Origin of the sequence: Agarivorans sp. Alg241-V36 (assembly GCF_900537085.1) — a bacterium.
Taxonomy (GTDB): Bacteria; Pseudomonadota; Gammaproteobacteria; order Enterobacterales; family Celerinatantimonadaceae; genus Agarivorans.
Genome location: NZ_UNRE01000010.1, coordinates 1 through 15,972 on the forward strand (window position 1 = coordinate 1; position 15,972 = coordinate 15,972).

The following is a 15,972-nucleotide window of genomic DNA, read 5'->3' on the forward strand; positions in this document are numbered from 1 at the left end:
CAATGGCATAAGCCAGCTTAACTGCGAGACAGACACGTCGAGCAGGTACGAAAGTAGGTCATAGTGATCCGGTGGTTCTGTATGGAAGGGCCATCGCTCAACGGATAAAAGGTACTCCGGGGATAACAGGCTGATACCGCCCAAGAGTTCATATCGACGGCGGTGTTTGGCACCTCGATGTCGGCTCATCACATCCTGGGGCTGAAGTCGGTCCCAAGGGTATGGCTGTTCGCCATTTAAAGTGGTACGCGAGCTGGGTTTAGAACGTCGTGAGACAGTTCGGTCCCTATCTGCCGTGGGCGTTTGAGAATTGAGGGGAGCTGCTCCTAGTACGAGAGGACCGGAGTGGACGAACCGCTGGTGTTTGGGTTGTTATGCCAATAGCATTGCCCAGTAGCTACGTTCGGAACTGATAACCGCTGAAAGCATCTAAGCGGGAAGCAGGCCTCGAGATTAATTCTCACTAGGACTTTAAGTCCTCTGAAGGGCCGTTGGAGACTACAACGTTGATAGGCAAGGTGTGTAAGTGCTGTGAGGCATTGAGCTAACTTGTACTAATTACCCGTGAGGCTTAACCATACAACACCTAAAGGGTGTTGCTTATAGATACCTTATTTAGAAACCATGAATACTTGTTAGTACTCATGAGATGTTTCAGCTTTTTCGAATGTTAAAGACAACAGTTTTTGCCTGGTGGCAATAGCGTTGTGGACCCACCTGATTCCATGCCGAACTCAGAAGTGAAACGCAACTGCGCCGATGATAGTGTGGGGTTTCCCCATGTGAAAGTAGGTCACTGCCAGGCTCTCATACTAAGCCCTCGTCTTATGACGAGGGCTTTTTTATTGCCTGCGGTTTTGTACTCTCCAATGTTTATTTAGCATTGTTAAAATGCGGATTTAGCTGTAGGACGCTTGGCACCATAAAGTGTAAGACGTTACAGCTAGGGTTAAGCAATACAGGTACACTAGTTGAACGCAAATTAGCCTTTTGATACTTAGAAAAGCATTAAATCAAAATCGCTTTGAAGACAAAAAGCTAACTTTTTTGGTACCGCTGGAGATCAGATTCCCGTGTGATTTTTAATTGGATGAGTGAACATTTGAAGAAGTGGAAACCACTGGTAACTATCCCTAGAAGACTAAATAGAAAAATGTAAACATTTCCCTGATTTTGACCATGAGCGGTGACTGCTTCGTTAAATGTTGGAAACCACGTAGAGTATACGATATTCACCTCATCACCTTGGATGTATGAAATGGCGCCGGTTTTTAGGATTTTGCTTTCTCCTTTAATTTCATCGCCGCTAGTTGTTGCGAAAATATAACTTACTCTGATATCGACACCGTGCTTATGGCTATCTAAGTGGTCTATCTTTCCTGTTGTGCTTTCAAGATTAGATTCTATCGCTAAATAGCTTATTGCTTCATCTTTAGACATAAGCATTACTATGCCTATGATGATACAAAATAGAGCTGATAGCATTTTTCCCGTAGTTAAGGAGTCGTATTGTGCTTGTTGAGCCTGATCCAAATTAGATTGTCCATGAGTTAACGTGCTTTAAATATACCATCGCTGATTAAATGAAGATTAGTCGTTATTACCAAATCGTGACAAAAGACTCAGTTGTTTGAAATCTGAGCAGTCAACATCTCTATTAGATGAAAAGTTTGTAATGCCGATCTGGATGAATTAGCCTGAGATTGAACGTTTGCAATACTTCTCACATCGCCTGTTGGCCTATGGAGGGCAAATATGGAAAATAACGCTCCAAGTAAACTGTTCATACTCGACACTAACGTGCTGCTGCACGAACCCCTCGCAATATACTCTTTTCAAGAACATGACGTCGTTATTCCAATGACCGTCCTAGAAGAATTAGACAGAATTAAGGACAGGCAAAAAGATGTAAGTAGGGATGCAAGAGTCGCGATCCGTTCCTTAGAAGACGTGTTTGCTTCAGCTTCACCTGAGCAGATTGTTAATGGTGTAGAGCTGAAGAATGATGCTGATAATCAAGTAAGTGGTAAGTTATCCATCTTCGCGGATCATACACTAGAAAAGAACCAGCAAAACTTCACCGCAGATGAACCTGATAATCGGATTATCAACGCAGCAATTCATCTGCAAGAAAAACATGCGTCTCGTCAGGTAGTGCTGGTGACTAAAGACATTAATATGCGCTTAAAAGCAAAAGGAGCTGGGCTAGAGCGTGTTGAAGATTACCGCACCGACCAATTAATAGACGATATTCGTTTGTTAGCAAAAGGCTTTACTGAGTTAGAAGGTAGCTTTTGGGGAAGAGTAAAAGAGTGTGAGAGTAGCTCTGAAGGTCGCGATACCCACCATGTTATTGATGCAGAAATCCTCGGCCCTTGTTATGTGAACCAATACATCATCGATGATACCGAAAGCTTTGCGGCGCGAGTGGTAAAAAAGGACGAACAAAATGTAGAGTTGCTCGACTTAGGTTATGAGCGCTTGATGGCGAAACATGCTTGGGGAGTTCATCCAAAAAACATCTATCAAGGTATGGCCTTTGATGCACTGCTCGATCCTAATATTGACTTGGTGATTCTTACCGGCCCAGCAGGTTGTGGTAAAACTTTACTTGCTATGGCTGCAGCACTGGAGATGGTGGTGGAAAAAGGTATTTACGACAAAATTATTGTTACTAGAAATACCCCTGAAATCGCTGAATCTATTGGCTTTTTACCAGGAACCGAAGAAGAAAAAATGGCCCCTTGGTTGGCCGCTATTACCGATACTTTAGAAGTGTTACACAAACACGATGAATCGATGTCTGGCTCTATGAATTACATTATGGAGAAAGCCAATATTCAGTTTAAATCGGTAAACTTTATGCGTGGGCGCAGTATTCAGAACGCATTTGTGTTTTTAGATGAATGTCAAAATTTAACAGCTTCCCAGCTTAAAACCATTATTACTCGCTGCGGTGAAGGAACCAAATTGGTATGCTGTGGTAACTTAGCGCAAATTGACAGTAATTACTTGTCGGCCGTTACCTCTGGCTTAACTTATATAGTAGAGCGTTTTAAAGATTTTGATGGCAGTGCAAATGTGTATTTAAATGGGGTGGTAAGGAGCCGTTTAGCCTCATTTGCAGAAGAAAAATTATAGAAGGTAGAACATGATTGGAGAAGCAAACAAGCGTGCATTTCACCGTATGCTAATTAATGCAGAGTTGCGAATTGTTGTGGGTCAACAGCGTTATGCTGGTTTATGCAAAGACTTAAGTGCAACTGGTATGGGCATTAGTGTTAAAGACGTAAAGCTCGCGATTGGCGATGAAGTTGAAGTGGCCTTGAGTGGTGAAGGTGTTGCGCCTTTTAGCGCTAAAGGTAAAGTTGTTCGTTGTGCCGGAGACGGCGACATTGACTACGCAGTAGAGTTTACTTCTCTCTCTTAAATTCTGGTGGAACCCAGTCCATTTGTTGATAGGTATATAAACCTGAATGAATGTACTGGGCGCTTTCTTTTGCCACTTTTCCAAGCTCGAACAAGGCTGGTCCTGTAGGCTCTAACAACACATACTGCTTCCCCTTTATCGTAACCGTTTCATCGCCCGCTTTTGGTGCCATGCTTACTGCAAGTAGAGCATGATTAGGCACATATACAATGGCCACATCTAAGCGCGGATAAAGAGTCTTCAAGGCACTGGCTAGCAAGGTGGTTTTGCTGTCACAATCACCGACGTTATTTCTAATGACCTGAATAGGCGTGAGAAAGCCTGCTCCCCGCAAACGATCCCTCGAACGTAATTCACTGTAAGGGATGGATTGAACAAAATTTAGCAGGTAGTTGCTTACTTGCCGTTGCTTAGCTTGCTCATCGAGTTGATTCAAACTGTTATTAAGCCAGCTAAACAAGTACTCGGCGCTTTCTTGGGCTAGCCTGTTATGGTCTGGCATTATTCCCATCGCGCCATCGGCCGCTTGTTTTTCTATAAAATAGTGTTTAGTTAAGTAGTCTTGATAATGCTGTTCAACTTCTTTACTGAGCTTTTCTGATAGCTCTTGAATAAACGCTTGGTCATTTCCTTGCAGTTGGTAACTTAGCTGCCCATGTTGAGTATTGAAGCTCACTTTAGCTTGCTTAGGGTCTATTTTTCTCAGGCTAGGCTTGAGCTTAGTTAGAACATATTGCTGAGCTTGCTCGGGGCGATATTGAGTAAATTTGGTGAGTTTATGGGGGTAGTTTAATAGGCTAAAACTAAGCGCCTGAGTATTGTTTTTCGAGTCTTTCCAAAGGTAATTGTAATTCCCGCCATTTCTTTCAAAGCGAAGCTGTTCCGCTTGGGCGGACAATGAAAGGCAACCGGAGATCATGATAAAGCACAGTAATAATCTTTTCATGATGACTCCGGTTGTTTACACGCTAGCCTAATTTAGATTGCTTTTGTTTGGCCACTTGCTCGGCGCGATGAATATGATTAAGCACGTGAACAAAAGCTTTGGCTGATGCTTCAACAATGTCGGTTGCCAAACCCATACCGTGGTATTTACGGCCCTGATAATTCGCCACAATATCGGCTTTACCTAGAGCGTCTTTAATATCAGTTTTCTCGGCGGTAGCGGTGCCGCCACCGGCTGCCTCGATGGTGTAATCATCAATCTTGATATCGTAACCGGTAATTTTGCGCAAACAGCGGTAGGCTGCATCAATAGGTCCGTTGCCGGTAGATGCTTCTAGTATGGTTTGCTCGCCAGCAATTAGCTTAACAGTGGCGGTGGAAACAACATCTGAGCCGCTTTGTGCGCTTAAGTATTCCAAGCGGTAATGTTCTGACTCATCCTGCAAGTTGTTGAAGAACACCAGTGCTTCCAGGTCGTAGTCAAAAACCTGCCCTTTGCGGTCGGCCAACTCTAGGAAGCTTGCGTATAACTCATCTAACTTGTAGTCATCTTCGCTATAGCCTAGCTCTTGCATACGATGCTTGATCACGTGGCGACCTGAGCGTGAGGTAAGGTTTAAGCTGTTTTTGTTTAAACCTATGCTCTCGGGCGTCATGATCTCGTAGGTATTTTCGTTCTTCAGCATGCCATCTTGGTGAATACCTGAAGAATGAGAAAAGGCGTTGCTGCCCACAATGGCTTTGTTAGCTTGCACTGGCATATTGCACAAGTGGCTTACTAACTGGCTAGCACGGTAAATTTCCTGCGATTTAACATTAGTTGTTAAGCCGCCAAGCTGGTCTTTGCGGGTATTGATGATCATCGCCACTTCTTCTAGCGAGCAGTTGCCCGCGCGCTCACCAATCCCGTTCAAGGTACATTCAATTTGGCGTGCGCCCTGTTGCACCGCAGAAATAGAGTTGGCTACCGATAAACCTAGGTCGTCGTGGCAGTGAACTGATATTACTGCTTGGTCAATATTAGGTACGCGGTTGAATAGGGTTGAGATAATGCCGCCAAACTCGCTAGGTACGGTATAGCCCACGGTATCTGGAATGTTTACGGTAGTTGCACCGGCTTTAATCGCGGCCTCAACCATACGGCATAAATTATCAATTGGAGTTCGACCGGCATCTTCACAAGAAAATTCAACGTCATTGGTGTAATTGCGCGCGTGTTTTACCGCATTTACCGCCATCTCAAGCACGTCATCAAAACTACGCTTTAGTTTGCTTTCAACGTGCACGGTTGAGGTGGAAATAAAGGTATGAATACGAAAAGCATCAGCCACTTTTAAGGCTTCGGCTGCTACGTCAATATCTTTGGGCAAGGCGCGTGATAGTGCACAAACCGTTGAGTCCTTGATTTCTCGAGCGATGGTTTGCACCGAGTCAAAATCACCTGGAGACGAAATAGGGAAACCCACTTCCATAATGTCTACACCTAAACGCTCTAAGGCAAAGGCAATTTGCAGCTTTTCTTTTACTGTTAAACTGGCCGCCAGCGCTTGTTCACCGTCGCGTAGGGTGGTATCAAAAATCTTGACTAGGTCAGACATTCATTAATCCTTGTCTATTGTTATTTGTGTTTGCTTCACTGCACAAGTTTACGATTAGGCTTATTATTATTTTAGGCCATACTGTGCACAAGTTTTCGGCTAGTTTAACAAGCTCTCGGCAAACTGGCTAACAGCAAATGCAGTGCTAAAAATAAACCATAAATGAGGAGAAAAATATTGAGTAAAACGGCCGTTGTCATTGGTGCTACTGGCTTAGTAGGAAGCGCCTTGTTAGAGCAACTTTTAGCAGATGAAAGTTGGCTTAAAGTGCGGGTGTTTGGCCGTAAACGCACTGGCTTGCAGGCCGCTAAACTGGAAGAACATATTGTTGATTTTGCCAACATAGAAGACTGGCAGCAGCTTATTCAAGGTGCCAGCTTATTTATCTGCATTGGTACCACGCTCAGCCAGGCTGGAAGTAAAGCTGCTATGCGGGCGATTGATTTAGATCTGCCGCTAGGTTTTGCCAATTATGCTAGACGCAATCAAGTTGAAGATTGTTTACTTATCTCCTCTTTGTTCGCTAATGCCAAGTCTCCTTCCCATTACTTGCGCATAAAAGGGCAGTTAGAAAACCAGCTAGCTTGTCTTGGTTTTAAACATCTAATGATGTTTCGCCCAGGACCATTATTAGGAGGGCGCAAACAGGCGCGCTTCTCCGAGCAAGTGGTGGCAGCGATGCAACCTATATTCGCCGCTAGCTGGTCACCTTTGCAGCGCTGGCGCGGTATTGAGGCAGCCCAATTAGCTGCAACCATGCTCCGCTACGCTAACAAACCGCCGACTGAAGCGAGTCTAGTTATTCGAGGAGAAGCGCTTTTTAAAGCTGGCTAAGTCAAAAAAAAACTCTCCAGCTAGCCTTATTAAAAGGCTTCGCCCTATTTTATTTCTGCAGTGAAAACACCCAGTTCTACTTGTGTTATTTGTCACCAAGCTGGTCTTTGTCATGGATTTGTAAAATTAGTTTCATTTCTCGGTAAAGCATTTTATCCAGTCTGTGGAAAAGCACGAGAAGGAGCTTGGTATGTTACAACGATTGAGCCAGTGGGATTATGCAATTTCAGCAACTTGTTTGGGACACCGCTTTAATGCGCAGGTGGCCCGCCTAGCCAGAGTGGTATCGCACTCAGGCGATGGTTACTACTATGCATTGTTTGGTGGAATTATTGCCTTTACCCCGTTCGCAGGTGCGTTTTGGAGCCTAGCCTTACCTGCATTTGTTATCGAGCTGATGTGTTATTTGCTGCTTAAGCAAATATTCCGACGCGACCGGCCACAAGCTTTGCCGGTGTTTATTCGCCCTTCCGACCGATTTAGTTTCCCCTCCGGCCATAGTGCTGGTGCCTTTGTTATGGCTGGCAGCATTGCTCAAATTTTTCCTTCTTGGGCGGGCGTTGCCTTTACTTGGGCCAGCCTAGTGGCCTGCTCTCGAGTATTGCTTGGGGTGCACTTTATTAGCGACGTTATCGCGGGTGCAAGCTTAGGTTTGTTAATTGTTTACGGTATAAATTAGGTAAGCCCAATAATGCGAATTCTTTATGGTGTACAAGGAACAGGAAACGGCCACATTACACGGGCTCGTTTGCTATGTAGTGCCTTAAAAAAGCAAGGCATCGACGTAGATGTATTAATGTCTGGGCGAGTTGGTCAAGCGCCCAAAGTTGAAGAGTTTGGTGAATATAAAAGCCTTAAGGGAATTAGTTTTCATCACCAGGGCGGTAAAGTAGATAAATGGGCGACTTTCAAGGATCTTTCTTTAAAACAGTTTCGTAAAGATATTGCCGAACTCGATTTGTCTGGCTACGACCTACTGATTAATGACTTTGAACCAGTGAGCGCTTGGGCGGCTAAAAAGCAGGGGTTAACTAGTATCTCTATCTCTCACCAAGCAGCGTTTCTCCATGACATTCCCACTAAAGAGATGGGTTTATGGAATCGATTATTAGTGCGCAATTTTGCACCATGTGAACATAACCTAGGGGTTCACTGGTGCGACTTTAAACAAACTATTGTGCCCCCTTTAGTTGAAAAGCTGGATGAGCTAAGCAACAACGGCAAAATTTTGGTGTATTTGCCTTTTGAGTCTCTAGAGCAAATTCGCCCCTTGCTAACCCGCTTTACTGGCCATCAGTTTGTTTGTTTTCATCCAGAGATTAAGCAAGCTGCCATTGATGAAAACTTGGAACTACAGCCTATTCATCGAGAAAATTTTCTGGAGATCCTGCGTAGCTGTGCGGGAGTGTTTTGTAACGCCGGTTTTGAATTACCTTCAGAAGCCATGGCTGCCGGTAAAAAGTTATTGGTGAAGCCACTGTTTGGCCAGTTTGAGCAAGTCACCAATGCCTATACCTTGCAAAGCCTAGGGCTGGCGCATATTGCCGAAAGCTTAGAGCCTTACATCTTAGATTCGTGGCTACAGTTAGATCAGAGCGAGCCGGTGTATTATCCAGATGTAGCCGAATTGCTGGCCGGGCATATTCGCAACAATACTTGGCAAGATTTAGATGCCATGGCGCGAAGTATGTGGCAACAGGTGAGTTACCCCGCAGCTAGCCAATTGTTGATGGCCAATATCATGAGCGATAGCACGGTAAGTGCTGAATCCTTGACTAAAATAAAAGTGTCTGGGTAAACGATTAGGAGGGAACATGCGTTTTACTAATGAAGACGGTGAGGTGATGGAGTTAGCAAACAACATGACCATAGCAGAACTATACGACATGGGAGTAAGTATCTCCTTGAGTGAAGATTCGGATCCTGAACAGCAAATTTGGCTAACAGAAGAGCATGATACTATTAAGTAGTTAAGTGCTTTATGGTAGTGCTGAATCACCGGGTGTTAACTTGTTTATCATCCGGTTTTTTGTGCCTTGCTTAGAAGATAAACCTTAAGTGGCTGCCAGAAGCTTGAGCAGTTTTATATGATTAGCTGCTGAAAAGAATAGAAAGAGAAGACAAAAGCGTAGACGCTGGGGGGCAAGAAACGTTAAAGTGCTAGCCTTGGAAGACAGGATATTAAGTCCCATTTCCCGCAACATAATAGAGTTATCCCCACAATTACAATAAATTAAGCCTGGAGGCTTGAACATGGAGAAGTTATCCGGCGCCGAAATGGTCGTCCGCTGTTTGCAAGATCAGGGTGTTAAACACATTTTTGGCTACCCTGGTGGCTCAGTATTAGATGTATACGATGCATTGTTTGATAGTAGCGATATCGAGCATGTCTTGGTTAGGCACGAGCAAGCTGCTGTGCACATGGCCGATGGTTATGCACGAGCAACTGGCGAAGTAGGTACAGTACTTGTTACCTCAGGACCTGGCGCTACAAATACCATTACTGGTATTGCTACAGCTTACATGGACTCAGTTCCCTTGGTAGTGCTATCGGGTCAGGTACCCACTGGCTTGATTGGTCAAGATGCCTTCCAAGAAACCGACATGATCGGCGTTTCGCGCCCCGTAGTAAAACATAGCTTTTTAGTTAAAAAGGCCGAAGAAATCCCTGCGGCCATCAAAAAAGCCTATTACATAGCATCTACAGGTCGTCCTGGTCCGGTAGTTATCGACTTGCCTAAAGATGTTCAAAATCCTCTGCTTAAGTTCCCTTATGAGTATCCAAAGTCAGTTAGCATGCGTTCTTACAACCCAACGCTAACGGGCCACAAAGGGCAGATTAAGAAAGCCGTTAAAGCCCTAGCCGAAGCGGAAAAGCCGGTGTTATACATTGGTGGCGGCGCAATTATGGCTGAAGCTGGCGAGCAAATTAGCAAGCTAGTTGAATTATTCAACATGCCGGTTACTTCAACCTTAATGGGTTTAGGGGCGTTTCCCTCTACAGACTCACGCTTTGTGGGCATGTTGGGTATGCATGGTACCTACGAAGCTAATATGTCGATGCACAGTGCAGACGTTATATTTGCAGTAGGTGCGCGCTTTGATGATCGCGTAACCAACAACGTGAAAAAGTTCTGTCCTAATGCCACTATTTTGCATATCGACATCGACCCAACGTCTATTTCGAAAACGATTCGCGCAGACATTCCTATTGTTGGTTCGGTTGATTCGGTTCTCGATCAAATGCTCGAATGCATTAAAGAAACTGGCGCTAAAAGCAATGCCGATAGTCTTAAAGATTGGTGGGCACAAGTTGAAGAATGGCGCAGCCGTGAGTGCTTAAACTACGCCAAAAGCGATACCTTAATTAAACCTCAGCAGGTGATTGAATCTATGTATCGCGCTACCAAAGGTGATGCTTACGTAACCTCTGATGTAGGTCAGCACCAAATGTTTGCGGCCTTGTATTACCCCTTTGATAAGCCGCGTCGCTGGATTAACTCTGGTGGCCTAGGCACCATGGGCTTTGGTTTCCCAGCAGCTATGGGGGTGAAATTTGCCTACCCAGACGCAACCGTTGCTTGTGTAACCGGCGATGGCTCGATTCAAATGAACATTCAAGAGCTTTCCACATGTTTGCAATACAACGTGCCGGTAGTGATAGTGTCGCTAAACAACCGCTCGCTGGGCATGGTTAAGCAGTGGCAGAAAATGTTCTACGATGGCCGTCAATCACACTCTTACATGGATTCGGTGCCTGACTTTGTCAAACTAGCAGAGGCTTATGGCCATGTTGGTATGCAGGTTAATCATCCTGATGAGTTAGACGAAGCCATGGAGAAAGCCTTCTCGATGAAAGATCGCGTGGTATTTATGGATATCATGGTTGATCCTGAAGAGCATGTTTACCCAATGCAGATTAAAACCGAGTCGATGAAAGATATGTGGTTAAGCAAAACGGAGAGAACATAATGCGCCGAATTATTTCAGTATTATTAGAAAACGAAGCCGGCGCTTTGTCTCGCGTTACCGGATTGTTTTCGCAGCGTGGTTTCAACATTGATTCACTAACTGTATCAACCACTGAAGACCCAACTTTGTCACGTATGACGATTTGTACTTTTGGTGATGAAAACACCATCGAGCAAATCACTAAGCAGCTGAATAAGCTAGTCGATGTGCTAAAAGTGTCGGAACTCACCGAAGCTGAGCACGTAGAGCGTGAAATTATGTTGGTTAAAGTGCGTGCAGCGGGTGCTACCCGTGAAGAAGTGATGCGAACTTGTGACATTTTTCGCGGTCAAATCGTCGACGTTACACCAAGCATGTACGTGATGCAGTTAAGTGGTGACAGCGCCAAGCTAGATGCCTGCTTAAAGACGCTATCTCAGTCAACTGAGATTTTAGAAGTTGTGCGCAGTGGTGTGTGTGGCATGAGCCGTGGCGAGAGAATGCTGCGACCATAATATCTGGTCACTTATGAGTTAAAGACCAGCCTCGGCTGGTCTTTTTGTTTGTGATTACCAAGCTATTTGCAATTTACTGATATACTCAAGCGATGGTCATACCAAAGGATGGTGCGACTAAGTGCTTGAAGGTGAGGAACACCCTTAATGAAATTTTCCAGTCGGATCATAGTATTTACCATTAGCTGCGTAGTGGGTGCCGTGCTATTGGTATTGCTTGGGGGCGCGCTTACCTTCCGTCAGTTGGCATTTAATCAGCAACAACATCAGTTGCGTTCAGTAGTTGAAGTAATCGATGGCCAGTTAAGTGTTCAACCGGAAACGCCCGAGTTCGCCCAATGGCTACCTAGCTGGTTACGCGCGCACAATATTCAAGTGTTAGAAGTCTCTAATCGCGGTGGGGTTATTTATACCTTTCGTGAGCTCAATTACACCGGCAGCAGTAAAAATCTTATTCCTTATCGCTACCCATTAGCGGCTCATCCTGATTTTTTCATTCAAATTTGGGTAGAACGACCCTTTAAACAGCTCACCTATGAACCTGAAGCAATGCTTGGTATCGGTGGTGGTGTATTGATCGTGGCACTGGGGCTAATTGCCGTATTTCGCTGGATGAAAAGCATTATGCATGGTGCAGAGTTATTGCAAACTCGCGGCAATCAAATTCTGGCTGGTCGACTACGAGATGTGCAGCAAGGCAGCCCCAAAGAGTGGCCCAATGCCGCCAGCAAAGCCATTGAGCAGTTGATCACCCAACTTATTGAAGCTCGCCAAGAGCGCAGCCGATTTGACTGTATTATCCGCAACAATGCTTTTGTGGATGAGCTTACCCAGCTTTCTAATCGGACTCACTTTTTAAACCAGCTGGAAGCCGAAATTGGTGATGCGGATGCGCATACCGGTGCTGTTCTATTGGTTTACCTGCGTGGCATGGACGATGTTAACTACCAATATGCACGTAACGAAGGCGATGCCATTTTGCAGCAAAGCTCAGAAGCTTTAAAGCAGTATACCCGCCGTAATATTGATGTGAATTTAGCGCGCTATAGTGGCGATGCGTTTGCCTTGCTACTGCCACTATCAACCTTGGATGAAGCAGAGGATACCGCAGCAGGCCTCCTTAAATTACTTGAGCGGATTCCCTTGCCGGAAGTGGCCGAGGCCGACGACTTCTTCTACATCGGTATTGCTGGCTACGAATATGGTGACAATGCTCAACTGGTTATCGAACAGGCTGAAGATGCTTTGAGAGTCGCGCAAATGCAGCGCCATAATGGTTGGTATGCGATCCCTCGCGAGCTAAGTTCAAGCCAAACCGGTAAAGGTTCGGTGCGCTGGCGAACTTTATTGCAGCATGTTCTTAGCAATGATGCTCTGCACTACTACCAACAGGAAGTTTTCGATGAAGACGGCCGAGTTTGTTACAAGGAACTACTGGCCCGTATCACTGATTACCAAGGTGAAGTGATTAACGCCGGGGTCTTTTTGCCTTGGGCTGAGAAAAGTGGTCTGCAGGCCGATTTTGACAAACACGCTTTAAAATTTGCGATGCAACAGGTTAAGTACTCGCGCCAGCCAATTAGTATTAACTTAAACATAGCGACAGTGATTAAGCAGTCGGTAATGCGTGACCTATTACAATGGGTATTCTCTGTTCCATTTAAAGAATGCCAAAAGCTGGTATTAGAGTTTCCAGAAACACAGCTATCGCAACTTAACGATACCGAGATGTTGCGCTTAAAAGCGTTAAATAAAAAAGGCATTAAGCTGGCGGTGGAACGCGCTGGCCAACGTGTTGTGAGTACTCAGTACATTAGCGAACTTAAGTTGGAATATTTGAAGCTGCACACCAGCTTGGTGAGAGATATTCAAGTGCGCCAGGTTAACCAGCTAGCTGTGAGTTCCCTGGTGGCCAGTTGCGCTGGTCGGGTGCAAGTAATGGCGGTAGGCGTTGAGCGTAATGAAGAATGGCGAGTTTTACAGCGTTTAGGGGTGCATCACGCACAAGGCTTTTTATTCAGTAAACCAGAGCCCATTTAACTCACACTTCGCTTATATTTATTTGATGATTAAGTGTGGTATTTGTATGGCTATTCTACAGTTACTAGATATACCGCTTTTAATCTTGAGAATTAGCACATATTTGTCGGCCAATGCTTTAAAAAATAAAAGAAAAGTTTACACTGGTCGACTAGTGTATGAGATGGATATCATCAAAGGATAATGATTGGATGGGCTTAGCGTTTTGGCGTAGGAATACCGCAAAAACTCGTTGTAGTGCTTATTTGCGCCCTGATTTTTTGGTTTTGGCTAATCAAAATGAGCAAACCTTTGAGCAAGCTATTGATTCTATTGAACAATGGCCTGCTGCTTTTGCTAGTTTGTGTAAGGAAGCCCAACTATCTAGTGACCATCAAATTGTATTTGTATTGGGTAGCCAACATTACCAGCAATTTCAGGTAGAAAAGCCCAGTGTTCCAGATGAAGAACTCGCAGGTGCAGTACCTTGGACCATCAAAGATATGGTCGCAGAACAAATCCCCGATTTAGCTATTGATTATTACCAAGCTCCTACCACACCCATGGCCAGCGAAAAGCTAAATGTTGTTTGTGTACGTAAACAAATTATCCAACAGTTAGTGCAAATAGCGCAGCAGCAAGATATTCAGCTTGAAGGCATTACCATCGAAACATTGGCTGCGGTTAATCTGTTGGAAATTAATGACCGCTGCCAAATGTTACTTTGGCAGCCTAAAGGTGGAGACTTAGAGCTAATAGTTGTGCGCCAAGGGCAAGTTTGCTTTTCTCGACAACTGCGGGCATTTTCTGGCTTAGGTCAAATGCAGGAGATTGAGTTTACCCAAACCTTCTTCGACAGCTTAAGTTTAGAACTACAGCGTTCTATCGACTACATTAGTGCCACTTTAAAATTGCCCGATGTAAGTCATATTCAATTGGCTATTCCTAGCCGTTTTTGCGATGAAATAGCCCAGCAATTACAGCAAAACCTGACGCCTAACGTTGCGCTTTTGGATATGTCGACAATCGAGTCTAGCGACCAGTATTATAAAATCCCTGCACTTGCTGGCTTACAAGACGGGGTGCTGTCGTGAAAACACGGATTAACCTCTATACCGAAGAATTCAGGCCCAAACCAGAGCGTGGCTCCTTAAGGCAAGCTGTAGGTCTATGGTTAGTGCTTGGTGTGATTGCCTTAGCGTGGGGCTTTTGGCAGCAGCAACAAACCAGTTCAGCGGTGGTTAAGGCGGCCGCCCAACGTAAACTAGTTAACTCGCAAGAACAGCAGCTTACTCAGCTAAAAGCTGCGATAGAGCAACGCGCGGTAGACCCTAAACTGCAACAACAACTGGGCTTAGCTGAACAAGAGTTGAAACTAAAACGCTTGCTTGAGCAACGCTTGCAAGGTCAAGGCTATGCGAATACCGGCTTCTCTTCATCATTATCTGCCTTGGCATCCATTCAAGACCAGCAGATTTGGCTAACCCAAATTAGTATTCAGCGAGGCAAAATGGCCTTGGCAGGGCAATCTACCAGCAGCGATGCCGTGCCCAAATGGCTGAAGCAATTTAAACACTATCCCGATTTGTCGCAGCAGCAGTTTGCTGGTTTAAAAATTTATCGCGATGAGCAACAACAATTGCACTTTAGCTTAAGTGGTTCTAGTCATAACGAGCTTATGCTGGGAGGTGCCAGTGAGTGAACAATGGCAACAATGGCAGTTACGATTTGCTGCTTTAAGCCTGCGTGAGCGGGTACTTATTCTGATTACCGGATTGGTGATTGTTGTGCTCCCTAGCTATTACCTGTGGATAGAGCCTGCAAGCTTAAAGCAAGCGCGAGCAGAAAAAGAGCTGGTACAAGCAAATGCTAAGTACAACGAAAATATAAGTCTTATCGAGTTTAGTAAAAACAAGTTACGCGAAGATCCAAATCAGGATATCAGCCGACAGTTAAAACAATTAAAAACGCAGTTGGCGCAAATTGATGAGTCTTTAGAGCAACAGCAAGCAGGTTTGATTCCGGTTGAGCAAATGGCTGAAGTGCTGGAGCAGTTATTACAAAAAAGTCCTGGTTTGGTATTAGCCTCCATGGATTCCTTAGCGCCAAAGCCAGTGCTAAGCGTTGAAGAAAGTAGCCCCGATAGTTTGAACTTCTATCGTCATGGGATTCGTTTAAAGCTGACTGGCGGCTATTTCCCACTATTAAAGTATTTGCAGATTGTTGAAGAGTTACCGCAGCGATTCTTGTGGCAGTTAATTGATTATCAGGTAGACGAGTATCCAAAAGCTGATATCACTATCGATATATATACCTTAAGTACCAATAAGGATTTTATTAGTGGCTAAATCGTTTTTTTGGGTATTGCTTGGGTGTTTGCTAATGACCAGCAATGGTTACGCTAGCTCATTGAGCGATCCTACTGCGCCACCAAACAGCAGAACGCATAATAACACCACCAAGCGAGCAGCTTTGCCGAGTTTACAGGCCATTATTGTAGGTGGTGAGCAACCAGGCGCTATTCTTAATCAACGCTTTGTGGCGGTAAATCAAAATATTTCCGGCTTTACTTTAAGCCGGCTTCACCAAGATTATGTGGTGTTAGCCCGAGCGGGTAAGCAATATAAAATCAAATTGGACAAGGTGTCGGTAAAACGCATCACTGTGCAGGGGCAGTAAT

16 protein-coding genes and 2 rRNA genes are annotated in these 15,972 nt (G+C 44.8%); 15 read left to right on the forward strand and 3 right to left on the reverse strand.

The window, feature by feature from the left end:
• Together G6R11_RS19305 and rrf are read left to right on the forward strand one after the other, a co-directional pair.
• Positions 1-579: ribosomal RNA gene (locus G6R11_RS19305) — 23S ribosomal RNA — on the forward strand; the annotation flags it as partial.
• Positions 580-689: 110 nt separating this feature from the next.
• A 5S ribosomal RNA gene (gene rrf, locus G6R11_RS19310) occupies positions 690-805 on the forward strand.
• A gap of 233 nt (positions 806-1,038) precedes the next feature.
• Here rrf and G6R11_RS19315 read toward each other — a convergent pair.
• Positions 1,039-1,533 carry a hypothetical protein gene (locus G6R11_RS19315; protein ID WP_163134679.1) on the reverse strand — a complete coding sequence of 165 codons (495 nt, stop codon included), beginning with the start codon at positions 1,531-1,533 and terminating at the stop codon, positions 1,039-1,041.
• Positions 1,534-1,755: 222 nt separating this feature from the next.
• On the opposite strand from G6R11_RS19315, the gene G6R11_RS19320 reads away from it, so the two are divergent.
• Together G6R11_RS19320 and G6R11_RS19325 are read left to right on the forward strand one after the other, a co-directional pair.
• Positions 1,756-3,141 carry a PhoH family protein gene (locus G6R11_RS19320; RefSeq protein WP_163134680.1) on the forward strand — a complete coding sequence of 462 codons (1,386 nt, stop codon included), beginning with the start codon at positions 1,756-1,758 and terminating at the stop codon, positions 3,139-3,141.
• A gap of 10 nt (positions 3,142-3,151) precedes the next feature.
• A complete protein-coding gene (locus G6R11_RS19325; protein ID WP_152780694.1) occupies positions 3,152-3,430 on the forward strand; it encodes a PilZ domain-containing protein in 279 nt (92 codons plus the stop codon).
• On the opposite strand, the gene G6R11_RS19330 is transcribed toward G6R11_RS19325, so the two are convergent.
• Together G6R11_RS19330 and leuA are read right to left on the reverse strand one after the other, a co-directional pair.
• Complete coding sequence (locus G6R11_RS19330; RefSeq protein WP_163134681.1) at positions 3,414-4,376, reverse strand: hypothetical protein; 963 nt, start codon at positions 4,374-4,376, stop codon at positions 3,414-3,416. The genes G6R11_RS19325 and G6R11_RS19330 overlap by 17 nt on opposite strands.
• A gap of 22 nt (positions 4,377-4,398) precedes the next feature.
• On the reverse strand, positions 4,399-5,973 hold the full coding sequence (gene leuA / locus G6R11_RS19335) for a 2-isopropylmalate synthase (RefSeq protein WP_163134682.1): 1,575 nt from the start codon (positions 5,971-5,973) through the stop codon (positions 4,399-4,401).
• 177 nt (positions 5,974-6,150) lie between these two features.
• Between leuA and G6R11_RS19340 the strand changes: the two genes are divergently transcribed.
• The 11 genes from G6R11_RS19340 (at position 6,151) to G6R11_RS19385 (ending at position 15,971) form a co-directional block, all read left to right on the forward strand.
• Positions 6,151-6,807 (forward strand): NAD(P)H-binding protein, encoded by a 657-nt coding sequence (locus G6R11_RS19340; RefSeq protein ID WP_163134683.1) that lies wholly within the window; start codon positions 6,151-6,153, stop codon positions 6,805-6,807.
• A 190-nt stretch (positions 6,808-6,997) separates the two neighbouring features.
• Positions 6,998-7,486: a phosphatase PAP2 family protein gene (locus G6R11_RS21915; protein ID WP_163134684.1), complete on the forward strand. Its 489-nt coding sequence runs from the start codon at positions 6,998-7,000 to the stop codon at positions 7,484-7,486.
• 12 nt (positions 7,487-7,498) lie between these two features.
• Complete coding sequence (locus G6R11_RS19350; RefSeq protein ID WP_163134685.1) at positions 7,499-8,605, forward strand: MJ1255/VC2487 family glycosyltransferase; 1,107 nt, start codon at positions 7,499-7,501, stop codon at positions 8,603-8,605.
• A 16-nt stretch (positions 8,606-8,621) separates the two neighbouring features.
• Positions 8,622-8,777 carry a hypothetical protein gene (locus tag G6R11_RS21735; RefSeq protein WP_205472948.1) on the forward strand — a complete coding sequence of 52 codons (156 nt, stop codon included), beginning with the start codon at positions 8,622-8,624 and terminating at the stop codon, positions 8,775-8,777.
• A 283-nt stretch (positions 8,778-9,060) separates the two neighbouring features.
• Positions 9,061-10,779, forward strand: a complete 1,719-nt coding sequence (locus tag G6R11_RS19355) for an acetolactate synthase 3 large subunit (protein ID WP_163134686.1) — start codon at positions 9,061-9,063, stop codon at positions 10,777-10,779.
• Positions 10,779-11,273: an acetolactate synthase small subunit gene (gene ilvN / locus G6R11_RS19360; RefSeq protein WP_163134687.1), complete on the forward strand. Its 495-nt coding sequence runs from the start codon at positions 10,779-10,781 to the stop codon at positions 11,271-11,273. The genes G6R11_RS19355 and ilvN overlap by 1 nt, the downstream gene beginning before the upstream one ends.
• Positions 11,274-11,420: 147 nt before the next feature.
• Positions 11,421-13,313, forward strand: a complete 1,893-nt coding sequence (locus G6R11_RS19365) for an EAL domain-containing protein (protein WP_163134688.1) — start codon at positions 11,421-11,423, stop codon at positions 13,311-13,313.
• Positions 13,314-13,504: 191 nt separating this feature from the next.
• Complete coding sequence (locus tag G6R11_RS19370; RefSeq protein WP_163134689.1) at positions 13,505-14,386, forward strand: MSHA biogenesis protein MshI; 882 nt, start codon at positions 13,505-13,507, stop codon at positions 14,384-14,386.
• On the forward strand, positions 14,383-14,994 hold the full coding sequence (locus G6R11_RS19375) for a PilN domain-containing protein (RefSeq protein ID WP_163134690.1): 612 nt from the start codon (positions 14,383-14,385) through the stop codon (positions 14,992-14,994). Before G6R11_RS19370 ends, G6R11_RS19375 begins: the two co-directional genes overlap by 4 nt.
• Positions 14,987-15,640 (forward strand): type II secretion system protein M, encoded by a 654-nt coding sequence (locus G6R11_RS19380; RefSeq protein WP_163134691.1) that lies wholly within the window; start codon positions 14,987-14,989, stop codon positions 15,638-15,640. The genes G6R11_RS19375 and G6R11_RS19380 overlap by 8 nt, the downstream gene beginning before the upstream one ends.
• On the forward strand, positions 15,633-15,971 hold the full coding sequence (locus tag G6R11_RS19385) for a hypothetical protein (RefSeq protein WP_163134692.1): 339 nt from the start codon (positions 15,633-15,635) through the stop codon (positions 15,969-15,971). Before G6R11_RS19380 ends, G6R11_RS19385 begins: the two co-directional genes overlap by 8 nt.
• Position 15,972 lies beyond the last annotated feature (1 nt).